This is a genomic window from Salmonella enterica subsp. enterica serovar Typhimurium str. LT2, assembly GCF_000006945.2.
GTDB lineage: Bacteria > Pseudomonadota > Gammaproteobacteria > Enterobacterales > Enterobacteriaceae > Salmonella > Salmonella enterica.
Genome location: NC_003197.2, coordinates 1 through 20,008 on the forward strand (window position 1 = coordinate 1; position 20,008 = coordinate 20,008).

Genomic DNA, 20,008 nt, shown 5'->3' on the forward strand with positions numbered 1-20,008 from the left:
AGAGATTACGTCTGGTTGCAAGAGATCATGACAGGGGGAATTGGTTGAAAATAAATATATCGCCAGCAGCACATGAACAAGTTTCGGAATGTGATCAATTTAAAAATTTATTGACTTAGGCGGGCAGATACTTTAACCAATATAGGAATACAAGACAGACAAATAAAAATGACAGAGTACACAACATCCATGAACCGCATCAGCACCACCACCATTACCACCATCACCATTACCACAGGTAACGGTGCGGGCTGACGCGTACAGGAAACACAGAAAAAAGCCCGCACCTGAACAGTGCGGGCTTTTTTTTCGACCAGAGATCACGAGGTAACAACCATGCGAGTGTTGAAGTTCGGCGGTACATCAGTGGCAAATGCAGAACGTTTTCTGCGTGTTGCCGATATTCTGGAAAGCAATGCCAGGCAAGGGCAGGTAGCGACCGTACTTTCCGCCCCCGCGAAAATTACCAACCATCTGGTGGCAATGATTGAAAAAACTATCGGCGGCCAGGATGCTTTGCCGAATATCAGCGATGCAGAACGTATTTTTTCTGACCTGCTCGCAGGACTTGCCAGCGCGCAGCCGGGATTCCCGCTTGCACGGTTGAAAATGGTTGTCGAACAAGAATTCGCTCAGATCAAACATGTTCTGCATGGTATCAGCCTGCTGGGTCAGTGCCCGGATAGCATCAACGCCGCGCTGATTTGCCGTGGCGAAAAAATGTCGATCGCGATTATGGCGGGACTTCTGGAGGCGCGTGGGCATCGCGTCACGGTGATCGATCCGGTAGAAAAATTGCTGGCGGTGGGCCATTACCTTGAATCTACCGTTGATATCGCGGAATCGACTCGCCGTATCGCCGCCAGCCAGATCCCGGCCGATCACATGATCCTGATGGCGGGCTTTACCGCCGGTAATGAAAAGGGTGAACTGGTGGTGCTGGGCCGTAATGGTTCCGACTATTCCGCCGCCGTGCTGGCCGCCTGTTTACGCGCTGACTGCTGTGAAATCTGGACTGACGTCGATGGCGTGTATACCTGTGACCCGCGCCAGGTGCCGGACGCCAGGCTGCTGAAATCGATGTCCTACCAGGAAGCGATGGAACTCTCTTACTTCGGCGCCAAAGTCCTTCACCCTCGCACCATTACGCCCATCGCCCAGTTCCAGATCCCCTGTCTGATTAAAAATACCGGTAATCCGCAGGCGCCAGGAACGCTGATCGGCGCGTCCAGCGACGATGATAACCTGCCGGTTAAAGGGATCTCTAACCTTAACAACATGGCGATGTTTAGCGTCTCCGGCCCGGGAATGAAAGGGATGATTGGGATGGCGGCGCGTGTTTTCGCCGCCATGTCTCGCGCCGGGATCTCGGTGGTGCTCATTACCCAGTCCTCCTCTGAGTACAGCATCAGTTTCTGTGTGCCGCAGAGTGACTGCGCGCGTGCCCGCCGTGCGATGCAGGATGAGTTCTATCTGGAGCTGAAAGAGGGGCTGCTGGAGCCGCTGGCGGTTACGGAGCGGTTGGCGATTATCTCTGTTGTCGGCGACGGTATGCGCACGCTACGCGGCATTTCAGCGAAATTCTTCGCCGCGCTGGCGCGGGCTAATATCAATATCGTGGCGATCGCTCAGGGATCTTCTGAGCGTTCTATTTCTGTGGTGGTGAATAACGACGATGCCACCACCGGCGTGCGGGTAACGCACCAGATGCTGTTCAATACCGATCAGGTGATTGAAGTGTTTGTCATTGGCGTCGGCGGCGTCGGCGGCGCGCTACTGGAACAGCTTAAACGTCAGCAAACCTGGCTGAAGAACAAGCACATCGATCTACGCGTGTGCGGCGTGGCGAACTCAAAGGCGTTGCTAACCAATGTGCATGGCCTGAATCTGGACAACTGGCAGGCGGAACTGGCGCAAGCGAACGCGCCGTTCAATCTGGGACGCTTAATTCGCCTGGTGAAAGAATATCATCTACTCAATCCGGTGATTGTTGATTGTACCTCCAGTCAGGCGGTGGCCGACCAGTATGCCGACTTCCTGCGTGAAGGGTTCCATGTGGTGACGCCAAACAAGAAAGCGAACACCTCGTCAATGGACTACTACCATCAGCTACGTTTCGCCGCCGCGCAATCACGGCGCAAATTCTTGTATGACACCAACGTCGGCGCCGGTTTGCCGGTAATCGAAAACCTGCAAAACCTGCTGAATGCCGGTGATGAACTGCAAAAATTTTCCGGCATTCTTTCCGGGTCGCTCTCTTTTATTTTCGGTAAACTGGAAGAGGGGATGAGTCTCTCACAGGCGACCGCCCTGGCGCGCGAGATGGGCTATACCGAACCCGATCCGCGCGACGATCTTTCCGGTATGGATGTGGCGCGTAAACTGTTGATCCTCGCCCGCGAGACGGGCCGCGAGCTGGAGCTTTCCGATATTGTGATTGAACCGGTGTTGCCGAACGAGTTTGACGCCTCCGGCGATGTGACCGCCTTTATGGCACATCTGCCGCAGCTTGACGACGCGTTTGCCGCCCGTGTGGCGAAAGCTCGTGATGAAGGTAAGGTATTGCGCTATGTGGGCAATATCGAAGAGGATGGCGTGTGCCGCGTGAAAATTGCCGAAGTTGATGGTAACGATCCGCTCTTCAAAGTGAAAAACGGTGAAAACGCGCTGGCGTTCTACAGCCACTATTATCAGCCCTTGCCGTTGGTGCTGCGCGGCTACGGCGCAGGCAATGATGTGACGGCGGCGGGCGTGTTTGCCGATCTGTTACGGACCCTCTCATGGAAGTTAGGAGTTTAACATGGTGAAAGTGTATGCCCCGGCTTCCAGCGCGAACATGAGCGTCGGTTTCGACGTGTTGGGCGCAGCCGTCACACCCGTTGACGGCACGTTGCTGGGCGATGTGGTATCCGTTGAAGCAGCGGACCATTTCCGTCTGCATAACCTGGGGCGATTTGCCGATAAACTGCCGCCGGAGCCGCGTGAAAATATTGTTTATCAGTGCTGGGAACGTTTTTGCCAGGCATTGGGGAAAACCATCCCGGTGGCGATGACGCTGGAAAAAAATATGCCGATTGGTTCCGGGTTAGGGTCCAGCGCCTGTTCCGTCGTCGCCGCGCTGGTCGCGATGAATGAGCACTGCGGCAAACCGTTAAACGACACGCGTCTGTTGGCGCTGATGGGCGAGCTGGAAGGCCGTATCTCCGGCAGCATCCATTACGATAACGTCGCGCCGTGCTTTCTTGGCGGTATGCAGTTGATGATTGAAGAAAACGGCATTATTAGTCAGCAGGTGCCGGGCTTTGATGAGTGGCTATGGGTACTGGCTTATCCGGGCATTAAAGTTTCTACCGCAGAAGCACGGGCCATTTTGCCTGCGCAGTATCGCCGTCAGGATTGCATTGCGCATGGACGGCATCTGGCCGGTTTTATTCACGCCTGTTACTCGCGGCAGCCGCAGCTTGCCGCCGCGCTGATGAAAGATGTTATTGCCGAACCATACCGCGCGCGTTTACTGCCGGGCTTTAGCCAGGCGCGGCAGGCGGTGTCGGAGATCGGCGCGCTGGCGAGCGGGATTTCCGGGTCGGGGCCGACGCTGTTTGCGCTATGCGATAAACCGGAGACGGCGCAGCGCGTCGCGGACTGGCTGAGCAAACATTATCTGCAAAATCAGGAAGGCTTCGTTCATATTTGCCGGCTGGATACGGCGGGCGCACGAGTAGTGGGATAATCAATGAAACTCTATAATCTGAAAGACCATAATGAGCAGGTCAGCTTTGCGCAGGCCGTCACGCAAGGACTGGGCAAACAGCAGGGACTTTTTTTTCCGCACGATCTGCCGGAGTTTAGCCTGACGGAAATTGATGAGATGCTCAACCAGGACTTTGTCAGCCGTAGCGCAAAGATCCTCTCGGCATTTATTGGCGATGAAATACCGCAGCAAATTCTGGAAGAGCGCGTCCGCGCGGCGTTTGCGTTCCCGGCACCGGTAGCGCAGGTAGAAAGCGATGTCGGCTGCCTGGAGCTGTTCCATGGTCCGACGCTGGCCTTTAAAGACTTCGGCGGGCGTTTTATGGCGCAAATGCTGACGCATATCAGCGGCGACAAACCGGTGACGATTCTGACTGCAACGTCAGGCGATACCGGCGCGGCGGTGGCTCACGCGTTCTATGGCCTGGAAAATGTGCGGGTCGTCATTCTCTACCCGCGCGGTAAGATCAGTCCGTTGCAGGAAAAACTGTTCTGTACGCTGGGCGGCAACATTGAAACCGTGGCGATCGACGGCGATTTCGACGCGTGCCAGGCGCTGGTGAAACAGGCATTTGATGACGAAGAACTGAAAACGGCGCTGGGGCTGAATTCGGCTAATTCGATTAATATCAGCCGCCTGTTGGCGCAAATTTGCTACTACTTTGAAGCCGTGGCGCAACTGCCGCAGGGGGCGCGTAACCAACTGGTGATCTCCGTCCCCAGCGGCAACTTTGGCGATTTGACGGCAGGGCTGCTGGCGAAGTCGTTAGGCCTACCGGTGAAACGTTTTATCGCCGCCACCAACGTCAACGACACGGTGCCGCGTTTTCTGCATGACGGAAAGTGGGCGCCGAAAGCGACGCAGGCGACCCTGTCGAATGCGATGGATGTCAGCCAGCCGAATAACTGGCCGCGCGTGGAGGAGCTATTCCGCCGTAAAATCTGGCGCCTGACTGAGCTGGGCTATGCGGCGGTGGATGATACTACGACACAGCAGACGATGCGCGAGCTGAAAGCGAAAGGTTATATCTCGGAACCTCATGCGGCGGTAGCGTATCGGGCATTACGCGACCAGTTAAACCCTGGCGAGTATGGCTTGTTTCTCGGAACGGCGCATCCGGCGAAGTTTAAAGAGAGCGTGGAGTCCATTCTGGGAGAAACGCTGGCCTTGCCTGAAGCGCTCGCCGAACGCGCCGACCTGCCGCTGCTTTCACATCATCTGCCTGCGGATTTTGCCGCCCTGCGTAAGCTGATGATGACCCGCCAATAACCATTGCGCCCGGTGGCGCTGTCGCTTACCGGGCCTATGGGGTGGTGTCGATTTGTAGGCCGGATAAGGCGTAACCGCCATCCGGCGATGCCGTTACTGCTCGTAGCGTTTAAAGACCAGCTCGTCTTGTGTGGAGGTTTCTTCATCAAAGAAATACCCTTCACGGTCAAACGCGGTAAGCTGTTCCGGCTTCGTTAAGCGGTTTTCAATAATAAAACGGCTCATCAGTCCGCGCGCTTTTTTGGCGTAGAAGCTTACCACCTTAAACTTGCCGTTTTTCTCATCAAGGAACACGGGCTTAATCAGTTCGGCATTCAGTTTCTTCGGCTTCACCGATTTAAAATATTCCTCGGAGGCCAGATTCACCACCACCCGATCGCCCTGCGCCTCAAGCGCTTCGTTGAGCTTATCGGTAATGATATCGCCCCAGAATTGATAAAGATCTTTGCCGCGCGGATTCTCCAGGCGAATCCCCATCTCCAGACGATAAGGCTGCATTAAATCCAGCGGGCGCAATACGCCATACAAGCCAGAGAGCATACGCAGATGTTGTTGAGCAAAATCAAAATCCGCGTCGTTGAACGTTTCCGCCTGTAGGCCGGTATAAACATCGCCTTTGAACGCCAGAATCGCCTGGCGTGCATTATCCGGCGTAAAATGAGGCTGCCAGTCATGAAAACGCGTGGCGTTGAGATCCGCCAGTTTGTCGCTAATTCCCATCAGCCTGGAAATTTGCGGCGCCGAAAGCTGGCGGGCCTGTTGAATAAGCTGCTGGCTGTGATCCAACAGCTCCGGCTGGGTATAGCGGGTCGTGGCCAGCGGGCTTTGATAATCAAGCGTTTTTGCAGGTGAAATCAGAATCAGCATATTCAGTCCTTGCAGGGAATTTTCTGCGACTTTAGCAAAAAAACGCCGCAGAGTTGACCGATGGTTGCGATTGTCGGCTTAATCGCGCGATGCCGCCTCCCAGGTATCTGGCGCCAGTTGTGGTTCGATATCCGGGAAGCGCCGCGGATCGAACTGCGGTCTTACGCCCAGTTTCCGTTGTCGCAGATAATCGCTGGCGAGGGTATACACCACCGGTGAGAGCAACAAAATCGCCGTCAGATTGGTAATGGCCATACAGGCCATGATCATGTCAGCGAGCTGCCATATCAGCGGAAAACTGATAAGCGTACCGGCGATAACCATGCCAAGCGTCGCAAGGCGTAATAGCCAGATAGCCTTTGCGTTATGTAACCGCAGAAAAAACAGATTGTTTTCGGCGTAAATATAGTTGGCGACGATAGAACTGAACGCGAACAGAATGACGATAAGCGCGACAAAACTGGCGCCCCATTCACCGGTCAACGAAACCATTGCATGTTGGAGAAGCTGAATGCCTTCTGTTGACGAGTGGGACGCGTGATTCCCCGCCAGCAGGATAATCATCGCGCTGGCGGTACAGATGATAATGGTGTCGCTGAATACGCCAATCATTTGCACAATCCCCTGCGCGACAGGGTGAGGGGGATACGACGTTGCCGCTGCGGCCGCATTAGGCGTTGACCCCATTCCCGCTTCATTAGAGAACATCCCACGCTGAAAACCGCTGGTAATAGCCTGGGTGAGCGTATATCCGGCTGCGCCTGCCGCGGCTTCCTGCCAGCCAAATGCGCTTTTGACTATCGAGGCGATAACGCCAGGCATTTGCTCAATATGCCAGAGGCAAATGAATACGCTGCCGGCGACCCACAATAACGCGATGAGGGGAATCAGCCATTGCATCAGACGGGCGACGCCTTTGATGCCGCGAATGATAATTAACAGGGCACAGAACGCCAGAGCAATGCCGGAGATAAGCGGCGGAATGTTGAAGGCGAAATGGAGCGCGCGTGAGACGGCATTCGCCTGCACGCTATTAAAAATCAACCCGTAGGCGACGAGCAGAAAGAGGGCGAAAACCACGCCCATCCAGCGCATTCCCAGCCCACGCGCCATATACCACGCCGGGCCGCCGCGGAACTGGCCTGTCGGGTCACGTTCTTTATAAAGCTGGGCAAGCGAACACTCGGCGAAGGAGGTCGCCATGCCAATGATGGCCGAGACCCACATCCAGAATACCGCGCCGGGACCGCCTGCGGCGATAGCCAGCGCCACGCCGGCCAGGTTACCGCTGCCAATCCGCGCCGCGAGGCTGGTACACAGAGCCTGAAATGACGTCAGGCCGCCTGGCTGCGGGCTAAGGCTGCCTTTCAGACTGCGGCTAAATTGGCGAATATAACGAAACTGAATGAATCCGGTACGCCAGGTAAACCAACATCCTGCGCCGAGCAGCAGGTAAATCATTACCGAGCCCCAGAGTATTTCGTTAATAAAACTGAAAAACTCAGGCATTAACGTCCCTCTTGTTGATGCCGGCACGCTTTGATAATCCTGTATAAGCGTGACCCATGATGTAGATGACCTTGTCAGACTAATATTAACGGCAGTTTACCATAAATACGGTGGTATCCTTTAATTGCGCATCAACCGTCGGCAGATACGCAAACAGTGCACAAGGGCAGCCAGGTGCATGTAGGCGGTTGCGCTGTGAGTGCGTCGTGTTATCATCAGGGTAGACCGGTTACATCCCCTAACAAGCTGTTTAAAGAGAAACTCTATCATGACGGACAAATTGACCTCCCTTCGTCAGTTCACCACCGTAGTGGCTGATACCGGAGATATCGCGGCAATGAAACTGTATCAGCCGCAGGATGCTACAACTAACCCTTCTCTCATTCTTAACGCAGCGCAAATCCCGGAATATCGTAAGCTGATTGACGATGCTGTCGCCTGGGCGAAACAGCAGAGCAGCGACCGCGCGCAGCAGGTTGTTGACGCGACCGATAAGCTGGCGGTGAATATTGGCCTGGAGATCCTGAAGCTGGTGCCGGGGCGTATTTCTACCGAAGTTGACGCGCGTCTGTCTTATGACACTGAAGCGTCTATCGCCAAAGCAAAACGTATCATTAAACTCTACAATGATGCGGGTATCAGCAACGATCGTATCCTGATCAAGCTGGCGTCCACCTGGCAGGGCATTCGTGCAGCCGAACAGCTGGAAAAAGAAGGCATCAACTGTAACCTGACGCTGCTGTTCTCCTTCGCGCAGGCGCGTGCGTGCGCCGAAGCGGGCGTCTACCTGATCTCGCCGTTCGTAGGTCGTATTCTTGACTGGTATAAAGCCAATACCGACAAGAAAGACTATGCGCCAGCTGAAGATCCGGGCGTGGTTTCCGTAACGGAAATCTACGAGTACTACAAACAGCATGGTTACGAAACCGTCGTTATGGGCGCAAGCTTCCGTAACGTAGGCGAAATTCTGGAGCTGGCGGGCTGCGACCGTCTGACTATCGCGCCGGCATTGCTGAAAGAACTGGCGGAAAGCGAAGGGGCGATTGAGCGTAAGCTCTCTTTCTCCGGCGAAGTCAAAGCGCGCCCGGAACGCATTACCGAAGCCGAGTTCCTGTGGCAGCATCACCAGGACCCCATGGCGGTTGACAAACTGGCGGATGGTATCCGTAAGTTTGCGGTAGACCAGGAAAAACTGGAAAAAATGATCGGCGATCTGCTGTAATCATTAACGCGTGGCCCTGATATGGGTCACGCTACCTCTTCTGAAACCTGTCTGTCCTTCCCTTCGCAGTGTATCATTCTGTTTAACGAGACTGTTTAAACGGAATAATCATGGATACCTTACGTATTGGCTTAGTTTCTATCTCCGACCGCGCTTCAAGCGGCGTTTACCAGGATAAAGGCATTCCTGCGCTTGAGGAGTGGCTCGCTTCTGCGCTGACCACGCCTTTCGAGGTCCAACGGCGCTTAATTCCTGATGAACAGGAAATTATCGAGCAAACGTTGTGTGAACTGGTCGATGAGATGAGCTGTCATCTGGTGCTGACCACTGGCGGTACCGGTCCGGCGCGTCGCGACGTCACGCCGGACGCGACCCTTGCCATCGCCGACCGTGAAATGCCAGGTTTTGGCGAGCAGATGCGCCAGATCAGCCTGCGCTTTGTGCCGACCGCCATTCTTTCCCGCCAGGTGGGCGTTATCCGTAAACAGGCGTTAATTCTTAATCTGCCTGGACAGCCAAAATCGATCAAAGAAACGCTGGAAGGCGTAAAAGCGGACGATGGCAGCGTTAGCGTGCCGGGCATTTTTGCGAGCGTGCCGTATTGCATACAGCTGCTTGACGGGCCGTATGTCGAAACCGCGCCGGAAGTGGTTGCCGCTTTCCGTCCAAAGAGCGCCAGACGTGAGAATATGTCGGACTGACCGGAAAATACTGATAGTAGGGTTATTCCTCCCGGTGCGGGAGGAATAAAAGAGATTTAGTGCGCCTCGCCGATTGGCAGAATAGTGCGGCCAAATTGCTCGTTTAGCACTTCACCCATCGCCAGATAAATAGCGCTGGCGCCGCAAACCAGACCAACCCAGCCTGCGATATGGATAGTTGCTTCGTTACCGGTGATATTGCCGACCGCCAGCAGAGCGAACAGTACGGTCAGGCTCAGGAAAACAAATTGCAGCGCGCGGGCGGCTTTCAGCGTACCGAAGAACATAAACAGCGTGAACACGCCCCACAGACCTAAATAAGCGCCGAGTAGCTGAGCGTCAGGCGCATCCGTCAGACCCATTTTCGGCATCAGCAGGATAGCGACCAGCGTCAGCCAGAACGAACCGTAAGAGGTAAAGGCCGTTAAACCAAAGGTATTGCCTTTTTTGTACTCCAGCAGACCGGCAAAAATTTGCGCGATACCGCCGTAGAAAATCCCCATCGCCAGAATAATACCGTCCAGGGCGAAAAAACCGGCATTGTGCAGGTTAAGCAGAATGGTGGTCATGCCGAAGCCCATCAGGCCCAGCGGTGCCGGATTAGCCAACTTAGTGTTGCCCATAATTCCTCAAAATCATCATAATTGAATGGTGAAATAGTTTCCCAGAATAACGAGTTCCGTATTCGGGGCGCGGCATAATAATCAGGGGGAAGAGGACTGTCTATGATCTAATAAGGGGGAAAAGAAAATATTTCCCCCAGTGAGGGCATTCACGCCTGAACGGCTGCCATCATTCGTCGCAGGCAGGCTATTTGCAAGACCGCCGGAATAGTCACGCGATACGCGCTGCCGCTCATCGCTTTGACGCCGTTTAACGCCGCGCCGACCGGGCCGCCAAGACCTGCGCCGCGCAGCAATCCGTGGCCCAGGATGCTCATTGCGGCATGGGTACGCAAAATGCGGGTAAGCTGGGTGGAAAGCAGGTGGGAGACCCCTTTTGCCAGACTGCGATCTTTCATGAGCAGCGGCAGCAGTTCTTCCAGTTCAGAAACTTTGGCGTCTACGGCTTGCAGAAATTCCTGCTTATGCGCCGCGTCCATCTTCTGCCAGGTATGACGTAAAAAATGCTCCAGCAGTTGCTGTTCTATTTCAAACGTCGACATGCTTTTATCTGCTTTGAGTTTTAGCCGTTTTGCGACATCCAGCAGAATCGCGCGGTACTGTTTTCCGTGTCCGCGCAATTTGTTGGCGATACTGTCGCCGCCGTAATGCTGAAACTCGCCGGCAATGAGCTGCCAGTTACGGCGGTGTTGCTCCGGGTGACCTTCCATCGCTTTGAACAGCTCGTTATGGCTAAGAACGCTCGACAAGCGAGCTTTGCCCTTTTCGTTATGCGTCAGCAAACGGGCGAAATCGGCGAGTTGTTCTTCGCTACAATGCTGAAGAAAGTCTAAATCCTCGTCGTGTAAATAGGTGACGTTCATTTTCAGTCTGGCTTTTGGAATAGAAATAACAGCGATTAATCGTCGCCAATGACTTTAAGTCTCGCCATATCGGAAGAATTTACCGTATGGCCTGAGAAGGTAATCTTTGATACGCAGCGTTTGTTGTCGTTATCGCTATTAATATTGATCCAGCCTGTTGTCTGGCCCTCTTTGATTGAGGAAGGGACGTTCAGGCTTTGGCTGGCGCTACGCGCAGTTTTAAAATAGACGGATGCGCCGCTAAGTTCGATGTCGCCGTGATCCGCCGTGAGTTGAATGCGCTTCACGATGCGGCAGACGGGAATTTTCAGCGTGAGATCGTTCGTTTCATTTCTGGGCATGGCAATAACACCCAGTATTTTATGGTCGTTCGCGTGCGCGACGCTACTTAACGCCAGGCCGAAAAGCAGGCCGACGGAAATCGTTAACACAGATCGCATGGAATTTCTCTTTGACGGGTTCAATAAGCAATACCGTCTATCATACTCTGCTCATGGCAACGATTCAGTTTTGTAATCTTTTCTTTTTATTACAATTTTTCTGTGAATGGTATTCGTTATTTAATTTATTTCATGAATATTTATCTGTCTGGTTTTCCATCGTGCCCTCTCGTCACTAAAAAATTTTTTCATCTCCCCCTTGATGACGTGGGTTACGACCCCATCTTGTAGTCAACCGCAGTGGTGAGTCTGAAAAAAAACGATTCAGGGTAGTTGAAACCGCACGTTTCGCCCTTATTACAGATTCACAACCACATGATGACCGAATTTTTAGTGGAGACGTTTAGATGGGTAAAATTATTGGTATCGACCTGGGTACTACCAACTCTTGTGTAGCGATTATGGATGGAACGCAGGCACGCGTGCTGGAGAACGCCGAGGGCGATCGCACTACGCCTTCTATCATTGCTTATACCCAGGATGGTGAAACTCTGGTTGGTCAGCCGGCTAAACGTCAGGCAGTGACAAACCCGCAAAACACCCTGTTTGCGATTAAACGCCTGATTGGCCGCCGCTTCCAGGACGAAGAAGTTCAACGTGACGTTTCTATCATGCCGTACAAAATCATCGGCGCCGACAACGGCGACGCATGGCTTGATGTGAAAGGTCAGAAAATGGCGCCGCCGCAGATTTCTGCCGAAGTGCTGAAGAAAATGAAGAAAACGGCTGAAGATTATCTGGGCGAACCGGTAACTGAAGCGGTTATCACCGTACCGGCTTACTTTAACGATGCGCAGCGTCAGGCAACCAAAGATGCTGGTCGTATCGCGGGGCTGGAAGTTAAACGTATCATCAACGAACCGACTGCCGCAGCGCTGGCTTACGGTCTGGATAAAGAAGTCGGCAACCGTACTATCGCGGTTTACGACCTCGGTGGTGGTACTTTCGATATCTCTATTATCGAAATCGACGAAGTTGATGGCGAAAAAACCTTTGAAGTTCTGGCAACCAACGGTGATACCCACCTGGGTGGTGAAGACTTCGATACCCGCCTGATCAACTACCTCGTTGACGAGTTTAAGAAAGATCAGGGCATTGACCTGCGTAACGATCCGCTGGCCATGCAGCGCCTGAAAGAAGCCGCAGAAAAAGCCAAAATCGAGCTGTCTTCTGCGCAGCAGACCGACGTGAACCTGCCGTACATTACCGCAGATGCCACCGGTCCGAAACACATGAACATCAAAGTGACTCGTGCGAAACTGGAAAGCCTGGTTGAAGATCTGGTGAACCGTTCTATCGAGCCGCTGAAAGTCGCACTGCAGGACGCTGGCCTGTCCGTGTCTGATATCAACGACGTGATCCTCGTTGGCGGTCAGACCCGTATGCCAATGGTGCAGAAAAAAGTGGCTGAGTTCTTTGGTAAAGAGCCGCGTAAAGACGTTAACCCGGACGAAGCTGTGGCTATCGGCGCAGCGGTACAGGGCGGCGTGTTGACCGGTGATGTGAAAGACGTACTGCTGCTGGACGTTACCCCGCTGTCTCTGGGTATCGAAACGATGGGTGGCGTGATGACTCCGCTTATCACCAAAAACACCACCATCCCGACCAAGCACAGCCAGGTGTTCTCTACTGCGGAAGACAACCAGTCTGCGGTAACCATCCATGTGCTGCAGGGTGAGCGTAAGCGTGCGTCTGATAACAAATCTCTGGGTCAGTTCAACCTGGATGGCATCAACCCGGCGCCGCGCGGTATGCCGCAGATCGAAGTCACCTTCGATATCGATGCTGACGGTATCCTGCACGTCTCCGCGAAAGATAAAAATAGCGGTAAAGAGCAGAAGATCACTATCAAGGCGTCTTCTGGTCTGAACGAGGAAGAAATTCAGAAAATGGTTCGCGATGCAGAAGCGAACGCTGAATCCGACCGTAAGTTCGAAGAGCTGGTTCAGACCCGTAACCAGGGCGACCATCTGCTGCACAGCACCCGTAAGCAGGTTGAAGAAGCAGGCGATAAACTGCCGGCTGATGACAAAACCGCTATCGAGTCTGCCCTGAACGCGCTGGAAACTGCCCTGAAAGGCGAAGATAAAGCCGCTATCGAAGCGAAAATGCAGGAACTGGCGCAGGTTTCCCAGAAACTGATGGAAATCGCTCAGCAGCAACATGCGCAGCAGCAGGCTGGCTCCGCTGACGCTTCTGCAAACAACGCGAAAGATGACGACGTTGTCGACGCTGAGTTTGAAGAAGTAAAAGATAAAAAATAATCGCCCTTTGAACGGGTAATTACTGGCACGGGCGAAGAGGTTTCCTCTCCGCCCGTGTATGCATGTTAAGGGCAGATAAAAAGAGATGGCGAAAAGAGATTACTACGAGATTTTAGGCGTTTCCAAAACAGCGGAAGAGCGTGAAATCAAAAAGGCGTATAAGCGCCTGGCCATGAAATATCATCCGGACCGCAATCAGGGTGATAAAGAGGCCGAAGCTAAGTTTAAAGAGATTAAAGAAGCCTACGAAGTGCTGACCGATGCGCAAAAACGCGCAGCCTACGATCAGTATGGTCACGCCGCGTTTGAACAAGGCGGTATGGGCGGCGGATTTGGCGGCGGCTTTAATGGCGGCGCTGATTTCAGTGATATCTTTGGTGACGTTTTTGGCGATATCTTTGGCGGCGGGCGTGGTCGCCAACGTGCGGCGCGTGGGGCTGATTTGCGTTATAACATGGATCTCACCCTGGAAGAAGCGGTGCGTGGCGTGACCAAAGAGATCCGTATTCCGACGCTGGAGGAGTGCGACGTTTGCCACGGCAGCGGCGCGAAAGCTGGCACGCAACCGCAAACCTGTCCGACCTGTCATGGTTCTGGTCAGGTACAGATGCGCCAGGGATTCTTTGCTGTACAGCAGACCTGCCCACACTGTCAGGGACGCGGTACGCTGATCAAAGATCCGTGCCATAAATGTCACGGTCATGGGCGTGTTGAAAAGAGTAAAACTCTGTCCGTTAAAATCCCGGCGGGCGTGGATACCGGCGATCGTATTCGTCTGGCAGGCGAGGGCGAAGCGGGCGAGCATGGCGCACCGGCAGGCGACTTGTACGTTCAGGTCCAGGTGAAACAACACCCTATTTTCGAGCGTGAAGGCAATAATCTTTATTGCGAAGTGCCGATCAACTTTGCGATGGCGGCGCTCGGCGGTGAAATTGAAGTGCCGACGTTAGATGGTCGCGTGATGCTGAAAGTACCGAGCGAAACACAAACGGGCAAGCTGTTCCGTATGCGCGGCAAAGGCGTGAAGTCCGTACGCGGTGGCGCGCAGGGCGATTTGCTGTGCCGTGTGGTAGTTGAAACGCCGGTCGGTCTGAGCGAAAAACAGAAGCAATTGCTAAAAGATCTTCAGGAAAGTTTTGGCGGCCCGACGGGAGAGAAAAACAGCCCGCGTTCAAAAAGCTTCTTTGACGGCGTGAAAAAATTCTTTGACGATTTGACTCGCTAATCTTTTCCCGTTGTATTTTTCTTCAGCCCGGGTGTATATCCGGGCTTTTTTCTGCCTGTACGCGCCCAGGCTTCTGTTAAACGCATCGTATCCTCTCATTTGTTGATATTTTGTTTTTACTGATAAACAAATTGATGTTAATCAGCAGTTTTGTATACGCTTATTCTTTAAAAAAACGTGATGTGATGACATTAATGATTGCTTTTTTAGATGCTGTGAATTGATTTATCTTGAGTATTATCTATATTGCTTTTTTTAGTTTCCGGAGGCAGACAGCGAATGGGATCGAAAGGTGCCAACAAGAGCTTTGATTATAATTTAATCAAAATTCTTGACGCTGTTATTTTGTCAGGAAATGCGGCTATGGCGGCAAAAAAGTTAGGCATTACACCGGCTGCCGTTTCTCTGGCGTTAAAGCGCCTGCAGAGTTATTACCCGGAGGAACTGTTTAGCAGAGGGAAAGGCGGGCTCATCCCCACAGCTAAGGCTGTCGACATTCACCAAAATTTCAGTCAGGTGATGAAACTGGTGGATGATACATTTCTCTGTAATAGCAAAAAAGATGAAGCGTTCCAGATAACGTTATTAGGCAGTGATATTGTTGAAAGCTATTATCTTTCTCAGCTCTATAACAGCGATATATTTGACCGTATTTTGATAAATCATTTCTCCGTAAGAAATATGAGTCGGGAGCATATCAGCGAACTTCTGTTTACTGCGCAAGGCGATCTGTTGATTAGTGCCGAACCTTTGCTGGAGTCCGGCATAGAGAATCAAATCATTGATAGTTTTAAATCATTTGTTTGTATCTGCAGCAGTAAACACATGCTGAGTACCCTCTCACAACTGTCGCTACATCATTTTTATTCTTCGCGTCATGCGTTATATCAGCCGGGGATGGGGGCTTCAGTGATATATCATGATAGCGAATTATTTAAGGATGATCTTTACTATACTGGCAGGCGTATTGTCGGCTATCGCAGTGATTCGCTTAACGGTTTGATGAGCATGATCGAACGAACCTCATTGATTGCATTGATTCCTTTGAAATTAGCGCTTTTTTATAAAAATCATCGTAAATATGACATTAAATTTATTCAGCCTCCGCCCGAACTGGCTTTGAAGTCAGTTCAGGTCTATGCATCCTGGAATAAAAATAGTAGAAATATATCGACGATTAATGAGATGGTAAGTATGTTACAAACACTTTCCTCCTTCCGTCGCTAATACACCTCATTTTTACGCTTTGATTTAATATGGTTTTAAATGATGTGCTTTGATTTTTACCCTCCTGACAGGGCGCTTACACTCCTTGTGTTAATTATTCATTTATAATGATTTCGGAGTGTTAAAATGTCTATTCCCAACCATGTGTCGACAACGGAAGTTGTGCTATTGGAGCTAGAGATCTTACTCACTATTATTTCGATTGGCGCGTGGGGAGGCTTTGTCAGCTATCTTTTACGCAAAGATAAGACAGAATATAATAGTTCTCATGAAAGTATTAAATATTGCTTAACGCAGATCGTGATTTCCTGCTTCACCAGTTTCTTGTTAAGCGCGATTGCGATCGAAAAAGAATGCAGTTTCAACATTGTTCTGTTGGCGGCAGGCTTAGGCGGTGTTTTCGCGAGTCCGATCTTAAAGATTCTTGGGCGGCGGATTAAAAAAATTATCGAAGGTAATAATTCAGATTAATTATCATTTGCAGTATCAGGCTCATCCGTGAGCCTTTTACGCGTCTTTTTTCAGCCTGGTCTAGGTCACTCTATTCTTGATCCAGCCATAAATAAATTGTTCGTTATTGTGGTTTTTCTCAGCAACGTTTAAGTAGTACGTGCCCTGACTGCAATTGAGGGCTTTCACCAAAACGGCTTCCCCTTCCTGGCCTCGCCAGGCCAAATAATGTTCGAGAGCGGCAAGCGTCCGCGGGCCAATATTGCCATCCACATGAATATCCGGGTAGCGTTTACCTTCGTGATTAAAGACGTTCAACCAGCGTTGCAGCCACGCGCTGGGGTGGTAAGCGCCTATGTTGACTGCCGCATCGCACAGCTCGAAGGAGACTGGCCACGATAGCGTCGAGATGACGTCAAAACCTGGTTTTATCCAGTAATCCTCTTCGAGAATCGCGTAGGCTTCAGCGTGGGTCAGATCCCGCATATCGCCAGCATAGCCATGCGCTCGCGCCGTGGCTTCGGTAATGCCCCAATGGGTGGCGCCGCCTTTATCTTTAGGGTTAAATACGTAACCGCCTTCAAGCGCAATAATTCCATCTATAATTGGATTCATCTTCCCTTTCCTTCGCTTAGTGAATATGCAGATACATGAGAGAACCTAACGTTACTGAAAATACGGTCGTCAGGGCGGCGATGGTTTGCCGTACAATCTGTTTTTTTCTTCCCTTTGTTTCGCTATCCGTCGCGATAATGGTGATATCACTATTAACTTTGAGGCCTTGTCTTGGAATGGTAATAAAAAGATCGTTAATACCAAGCGCTTTAAGGTCACGTCTGATTAAATAGAGAATCTGCGTTAGATTTGCATCATTAACATAATGGCTTCGACTTCCCCATAACGCAGTGGTTATTTTTTGTCGCTCGATAATCTCCAGATGAGCATTCTCGATGATGAAACTGAGACATTTGGCTCTCATCGCAGTCATTTTAATAACCTGTGAATTTGAGACCGTCCTCAGTTCATATTTACCTTCATTGTAAATGCAATTGCTATTAATGATATAAGTTTTCATAACGTCTTCCTTTAGAAATGTACATCCTGGTTGTCTGTGGTGACTATATTGTATGAGAAATGTCTTAATCCAATAAATGTCACTGGTTTTATTGTATTGTCATTGTCTATAGCGAGTGTAATCACATTATTTCATTGTAATTAAATGATATTTAATTACATGATAAATGATATTTACTATGTTCTCACCAGAACGGAGTAAGCGGGCGCTGAGAGGTGTTGTTTTCTCTTCGTTAGACGGTGTTGTTAACCTCATTTTTATGATTTTTATATCATCTAAAAAGATGATGTTTTGTGATTAGCTATTTTTTATGCCTGTAACGATTATGGACCCCGCAGAACGAGCTGCGACAATTTTGAAACGTAAAAGGAAATTTGAAAATGGCTACAAGCAAACTGATTCAAGGCGATACAATTACTGAAACTACTCATGCAGCGAATGGTTTTGACCCTGCAACAAGCGATGATAAAATAAGCTATACTTCCGCTCGTGTTGCGAAACCGGTATACAATAAATATAAAAATTCCACGACTAAACCGAAGGTATTCGGTTATTACACCGACTGGTCACAGTATGACAGCCGTCTGCAAGGCAATATGTCCCAACCGGGCCGTGGTTATGATTTAACCAAAGTTTCACCGACGGCTTATGACAAACTGATTTTTGGCTTTGTTGGCATCACCGGTTTCAGAAAAATTGATACAGAAGACCGCGATGTCGTAGCAGAAGCGGCAGCGCTGTGCGGCAAAGTGAAATATGAGCCGACCTTCCTCGACCCATGGGGCGACTTCCAGTCTTATATCAACCTCGGCTTTGATGTCAGCGGCTGGGATGTGGATCCGAAGACTGTAACTCAGTCTAACGCCAAGGGTCTGCTGGGCGCGCTGCGTGATATGCAGGCAAAAGCGAAAGCCGCAGGTCACACGCTGGCGCTCTCCATGAGTATCGGCGGCTGGAGCATGAGTAACGGGTTCCACGAAACCGCCGCTTCTGACTCTTCTCGTAAAATCTTCGCCAAAGGCGTGGTGAAACTGTTCAAACAGTTCCCGATGTTCAGCGAAGTGGATATTGACTGGGAATACCCGAACAATGAAGGGGCGGGCAACCCGTTTGGTCCGGAAGATGGCGCTAACTACGCGCTGCTGATTGCCGAACTGCGTAAACAGCTGGATTCCGCGGGTCTGAGCAATGTGAAGATCTCTATTGCCGCTTCTGCTGTCACTACTATTTTTGACTATGCGAAAGTAAAAGATCTGATGGCTGCCGGCCTGTATGGCATCAACCTGATGACCTATGACTTTTTCGGTACGCCGTGGGCGGAAACGCTGGGCCACCACACCAACCGCAAAGCGCTGGAAGAGGGCGGCTGGGCTGTCGAAACTATCGTTGATCACCTGCTGGCAGAAGGTTTCTCCGCTGACCGTATCAACATCGGTTATGCCGGCTATACCCGTAACGCTCGTCAGGTAGAAATTGAATCCCTGTCGCCGCTGAAAGGTTCTTACAACCCAGGTTCAGGCCCTACTACCGGTTCCTTCGAATCCGGCACCAGCGAATGGTATGACGTCATTTATAGCTACCTGGATCTGGAAAACCAGAAAGGCCGTAACGGTTTCAACGTTTACACCGACCAGGTCGCTGATGCTGACTACCTGTATAGCCCGGAATCCAAACTGTTTTTATCCCTGGATACGCCGCGTACTGTCAAAGCAAAAGGCGAATATGCAGCGAAACTGGGCCTGGGCGGCGTGTTTACCTGGACTATCGATCAGGACAACGGCGTGCTGGTTAACGCCGTGCGTGAAGGTCTGGGTTATGAAATCGAATCTGAAGTTATCGATATGGAACCGTTCTACTTTGAAGGTATCAATGTAGAAAAAGATGAAGAGCAGAGCGACAGCGACGACGCGCAGAAGGTCAACCACGCGCCGAAAGCGGCGATTGAACTGATGGTTGTAGGCGGATCTACGGTACAGCTGTCTGGCGCAGGTTCTTCTGATGAAGATAACGATGAGTTGTCCTTTAGCTGGGGCGTGCCTTCTCAAATCGATGTGGCAGACAAAACGGCAGAAATCATTGAGGTTGTGGTACCGGAAGTTAGCGAAAAAACAGCCTTTCAGTTCACCCTGTTTGTACGCGACTGCTACAACGAACCGTCCTCTCAACAGCGCTTTGTTCTGACGGCTGTGCCTGCGCTATCTCAGGTTCAACCGGAACCGGAAGAGGAAGAAGAGATTATCGTTCCTGTACCGGACGAGGAAGAAGATACCACGCCGGCTGAGGATGATACGCCAGCAGATGACAAAACGTCACCTTACGCGCAGTGGGATGCTTCTACCGTTTATGGCGCAAACTGGGGTTCTTTCGAAATCGTTAGCTGGAAAGGCCATAACTATCAGGTGAAATGGTGGTCTATGGGCAACCAGCCTGACCTGAACTGCGGTGTCGGCGGTGCATGGACCGATCTTGGCGCTTACTAATACACGGTATTAAGCCGATGTATTGGGCTTCATGATTCAAGC

Annotated in this window: 18 protein-coding genes and 17 other annotated features; of the genes, 11 read left to right on the forward strand and 7 right to left on the reverse strand. The window is 51.3% G+C overall.

The features are described from left to right. Nucleotides 1-189: 189 nt before the first annotated feature. The 4 genes from thrL (at nt 190) to thrC (ending at nt 5,020) form a co-directional block, all read left to right on the forward strand. Nucleotides 190-255, forward strand: coding sequence for a thr operon leader peptide (gene thrL / locus STM0001; protein NP_459006.1), 66 nt, complete (start codon nt 190-192; stop codon nt 253-255). A gap of 69 nt (nt 256-324) precedes the next feature. Next, nucleotides 325-330: a ribosome-binding site (putative RBS for thrA; RegulonDB:STMS1H000398), on the forward strand. Next, nucleotides 325-2,799, forward strand: a protein-coding gene (gene thrA / locus STM0002; protein NP_459007.1) for an aspartokinase I. Within the gene, nt 337-2,799 belong to an annotated coding region; the region does not span the whole gene. (Overlaps the previous feature by 6 nt.) Continuing rightward, nucleotides 2,789-2,794, forward strand: a ribosome-binding site (putative RBS for thrB; RegulonDB:STMS1H000399). It overlaps the preceding gene by 6 nt. Beyond that, nucleotides 2,789-3,730 (forward strand): homoserine kinase gene (thrB, locus tag STM0003; protein NP_459008.1). Within the gene, nt 2,801-3,730 belong to an annotated coding region; the region does not span the whole gene. Before thrA ends, thrB begins: the two co-directional genes overlap by 11 nt. Beyond that, nucleotides 3,722-3,727 (forward strand) — a ribosome-binding site (putative RBS for thrC; RegulonDB:STMS1H000400). (Overlaps the previous gene by 6 nt.) After that, nucleotides 3,722-5,020 (forward strand): threonine synthase gene (gene thrC, locus STM0004; protein ID NP_459009.1). Within the gene, nt 3,734-5,020 belong to an annotated coding region; the region does not span the whole gene. The genes thrB and thrC overlap by 9 nt, the downstream gene beginning before the upstream one ends. 93 nt (nt 5,021-5,113) lie before the next feature. Here the strand turns inward: thrC and yaaA are convergent. Together yaaA and yaaJ are read right to left on the reverse strand one after the other, a co-directional pair. Then, the gene (gene yaaA, locus STM0005; protein NP_459010.1) for a putative cytoplasmic protein occupies nt 5,114-5,898 on the reverse strand. Within the gene, nt 5,114-5,887 belong to an annotated coding region; the region does not span the whole gene. Next, nucleotides 5,893-5,898: a ribosome-binding site (putative RBS for yaaA; RegulonDB:STMS1H000401), on the reverse strand. (Overlaps the previous gene by 6 nt.) Nucleotides 5,899-5,965: 67 nt before the next feature. Next, the gene (yaaJ, locus tag STM0006; protein ID NP_459011.1) for a putative alanine/glycine transport protein occupies nt 5,966-7,407 on the reverse strand. Within the gene, nt 5,966-7,396 belong to an annotated coding region; the region does not span the whole gene. Beyond that, nucleotides 7,402-7,407: a ribosome-binding site (putative RBS for yaaJ; RegulonDB:STMS1H000402), on the reverse strand. Its footprint overlaps the gene before it by 6 nt. Before the next feature lie 244 nt (nt 7,408-7,651). Beyond that, nucleotides 7,652-7,657 (forward strand) — a ribosome-binding site (putative RBS for talB; RegulonDB:STMS1H000403). Here yaaJ and talB point away from each other — a divergent pair. Together talB and mog are read left to right on the forward strand one after the other, a co-directional pair. Continuing rightward, nucleotides 7,652-8,618 (forward strand): transaldolase B gene (gene talB / locus STM0007; protein ID NP_459012.1). Within the gene, nt 7,665-8,618 belong to an annotated coding region; the region does not span the whole gene. (Overlaps the previous feature by 6 nt.) A 99-nt stretch (nt 8,619-8,717) precedes the next feature. Continuing rightward, nucleotides 8,718-8,723: a ribosome-binding site (putative RBS for mog; RegulonDB:STMS1H000404), on the forward strand. After that, nucleotides 8,718-9,319, forward strand: a protein-coding gene (gene mog, locus STM0008; RefSeq protein ID NP_459013.1) for a putative molybdochetalase. Within the gene, nt 8,729-9,319 belong to an annotated coding region; the region does not span the whole gene. It overlaps the preceding feature by 6 nt. 56 nt (nt 9,320-9,375) lie before the next feature. Here mog and yaaH read toward each other — a convergent pair. From yaaH to yaaI, 3 genes are all read right to left on the reverse strand, one after another. After that, nucleotides 9,376-9,950 (reverse strand): putative regulatory protein gene (yaaH, locus tag STM0009; RefSeq protein ID NP_459014.1). Within the gene, nt 9,376-9,942 belong to an annotated coding region; the region does not span the whole gene. Next, nucleotides 9,945-9,950 (reverse strand) — a ribosome-binding site (putative RBS for yaaH; RegulonDB:STMS1H000405). It overlaps the preceding gene by 6 nt. Before the next feature lie 141 nt (nt 9,951-10,091). Beyond that, nucleotides 10,092-10,811 (reverse strand): positive sigma H regulator gene (htgA, locus tag STM0010; protein ID NP_459015.1). Within the gene, nt 10,092-10,805 belong to an annotated coding region; the region does not span the whole gene. Then, nucleotides 10,806-10,811: a ribosome-binding site (putative RBS for htgA; RegulonDB:STMS1H000406), on the reverse strand. (Overlaps the previous gene by 6 nt.) Before the next feature lie 29 nt (nt 10,812-10,840). Continuing rightward, nucleotides 10,841-11,255 (reverse strand): putative periplasmic protein gene (yaaI, locus tag STM0011; RefSeq protein NP_459016.1). Within the gene, nt 10,841-11,245 belong to an annotated coding region; the region does not span the whole gene. Then, nucleotides 11,250-11,255, reverse strand: a ribosome-binding site (putative RBS for yaaI; RegulonDB:STMS1H000407). (Overlaps the previous gene by 6 nt.) A gap of 323 nt (nt 11,256-11,578) precedes the next feature. Further along, nucleotides 11,579-11,584 (forward strand) — a ribosome-binding site (putative RBS for dnaK; RegulonDB:STMS1H000408). Between yaaI and dnaK the strand changes: the two genes are divergently transcribed. The 4 genes from dnaK to STM0015 all read left to right on the forward strand — a co-directional run bounded on the left by dnaK (nt 11,579) and on the right by STM0015 (nt 16,432). Then, the gene (gene dnaK, locus STM0012; protein ID NP_459017.1) for a chaperone Hsp70 occupies nt 11,579-13,509 on the forward strand. Within the gene, nt 11,593-13,509 belong to an annotated coding region; the region does not span the whole gene. Its footprint overlaps the feature before it by 6 nt. A 67-nt stretch (nt 13,510-13,576) precedes the next feature. After that, nucleotides 13,577-13,582 (forward strand) — a ribosome-binding site (putative RBS for dnaJ; RegulonDB:STMS1H000409). After that, nucleotides 13,577-14,734 (forward strand): heat shock protein DnaJ gene (dnaJ, locus tag STM0013; protein ID NP_459018.1). Within the gene, nt 13,595-14,734 belong to an annotated coding region; the region does not span the whole gene. Its footprint overlaps the feature before it by 6 nt. A gap of 272 nt (nt 14,735-15,006) precedes the next feature. Next, nucleotides 15,007-15,012 (forward strand) — a ribosome-binding site (putative RBS for STM0014; RegulonDB:STMS1H000410). Then, nucleotides 15,007-15,961, forward strand: a protein-coding gene (locus STM0014; protein ID NP_459019.1) for a putative LysR family transcriptional regulator. Within the gene, nt 15,014-15,961 belong to an annotated coding region; the region does not span the whole gene. Its footprint overlaps the feature before it by 6 nt. A 121-nt stretch (nt 15,962-16,082) precedes the next feature. After that, nucleotides 16,083-16,088 (forward strand) — a ribosome-binding site (putative RBS for STM0015; RegulonDB:STMS1H000411). Then, nucleotides 16,083-16,432 (forward strand): putative bacteriophage protein gene (locus STM0015; protein ID NP_459020.1). Within the gene, nt 16,088-16,432 belong to an annotated coding region; the region does not span the whole gene. It overlaps the preceding feature by 6 nt. Nucleotides 16,433-16,492: 60 nt before the next feature. Here the strand turns inward: STM0015 and STM0016 are convergent. Beyond that, nucleotides 16,493-17,033, reverse strand: a protein-coding gene (locus tag STM0016) for a hypothetical protein (RefSeq protein NP_459021.1). Within the gene, nt 16,493-17,026 belong to an annotated coding region; the region does not span the whole gene. Continuing rightward, nucleotides 17,028-17,033, reverse strand: a ribosome-binding site (putative RBS for STM0016; RegulonDB:STMS1H000412). Its footprint overlaps the gene before it by 6 nt. 9 nt (nt 17,034-17,042) lie before the next feature. Then, nucleotides 17,043-17,493, reverse strand: a protein-coding gene (locus tag STM0017) for a hypothetical protein (RefSeq protein NP_459022.1). Within the gene, nt 17,043-17,486 belong to an annotated coding region; the region does not span the whole gene. Next, nucleotides 17,488-17,493: a ribosome-binding site (putative RBS for STM0017; RegulonDB:STMS1H000413), on the reverse strand. It overlaps the preceding gene by 6 nt. Nucleotides 17,494-17,859: 366 nt before the next feature. Beyond that, nucleotides 17,860-17,865 (forward strand) — a ribosome-binding site (putative RBS for STM0018; RegulonDB:STMS1H000414). On the opposite strand from STM0017, the gene STM0018 reads away from it, so the two are divergent. Continuing rightward, the gene (locus STM0018; protein NP_459023.1) for a putative exochitinase occupies nt 17,860-19,966 on the forward strand. Within the gene, nt 17,867-19,966 belong to an annotated coding region; the region does not span the whole gene. (Overlaps the previous feature by 6 nt.) Nucleotides 19,967-20,008 lie beyond the last annotated feature (42 nt).

Excerpts from the sequence above, each read along its gene's own strand:
- mog (NP_459013.1), top strand. The coding sequence starts at position 8,729 with ATGGATACCTTACGTATTGGCTTAGTTTCTATCTCCGACCGCGCTTCA.
- thrC (NP_459009.1), top strand. The coding sequence starts at position 3,734 with ATGAAACTCTATAATCTGAAAGACCATAATGAGCAGGTCAGCTTTGCG.
- STM0016 (NP_459021.1), bottom strand. The coding sequence starts at position 17,026 with ATGAATCCAATTATAGATGGAATTATTGCGCTTGAAGGCGGTTACGTA.
- STM0014 (NP_459019.1), top strand. The coding sequence starts at position 15,014 with ATGGGATCGAAAGGTGCCAACAAGAGCTTTGATTATAATTTAATCAAA.
- STM0015 (NP_459020.1), top strand. The coding sequence starts at position 16,088 with ATGTCTATTCCCAACCATGTGTCGACAACGGAAGTTGTGCTATTGGAG.
- STM0017 (NP_459022.1), bottom strand. The coding sequence starts at position 17,486 with ATGAAAACTTATATCATTAATAGCAATTGCATTTACAATGAAGGTAAA.
- dnaJ (NP_459018.1), top strand. The coding sequence starts at position 13,595 with ATGGCGAAAAGAGATTACTACGAGATTTTAGGCGTTTCCAAAACAGCG.
- yaaJ (NP_459011.1), bottom strand. The coding sequence starts at position 7,396 with ATGCCTGAGTTTTTCAGTTTTATTAACGAAATACTCTGGGGCTCGGTA.
- yaaI (NP_459016.1), bottom strand. The coding sequence starts at position 11,245 with ATGCGATCTGTGTTAACGATTTCCGTCGGCCTGCTTTTCGGCCTGGCG.
- htgA (NP_459015.1), bottom strand. The coding sequence starts at position 10,805 with ATGAACGTCACCTATTTACACGACGAGGATTTAGACTTTCTTCAGCAT.
- dnaK (NP_459017.1), top strand. The coding sequence starts at position 11,593 with ATGGGTAAAATTATTGGTATCGACCTGGGTACTACCAACTCTTGTGTA.
- yaaH (NP_459014.1), bottom strand. The coding sequence starts at position 9,942 with ATGGGCAACACTAAGTTGGCTAATCCGGCACCGCTGGGCCTGATGGGC.
- yaaA (NP_459010.1), bottom strand. The coding sequence starts at position 5,887 with ATGCTGATTCTGATTTCACCTGCAAAAACGCTTGATTATCAAAGCCCG.
- thrA (NP_459007.1), top strand. The coding sequence starts at position 337 with ATGCGAGTGTTGAAGTTCGGCGGTACATCAGTGGCAAATGCAGAACGT.
- thrB (NP_459008.1), top strand. The coding sequence starts at position 2,801 with ATGGTGAAAGTGTATGCCCCGGCTTCCAGCGCGAACATGAGCGTCGGT.
- STM0018 (NP_459023.1), top strand. The coding sequence starts at position 17,867 with ATGGCTACAAGCAAACTGATTCAAGGCGATACAATTACTGAAACTACT.
- talB (NP_459012.1), top strand. The coding sequence starts at position 7,665 with ATGACGGACAAATTGACCTCCCTTCGTCAGTTCACCACCGTAGTGGCT.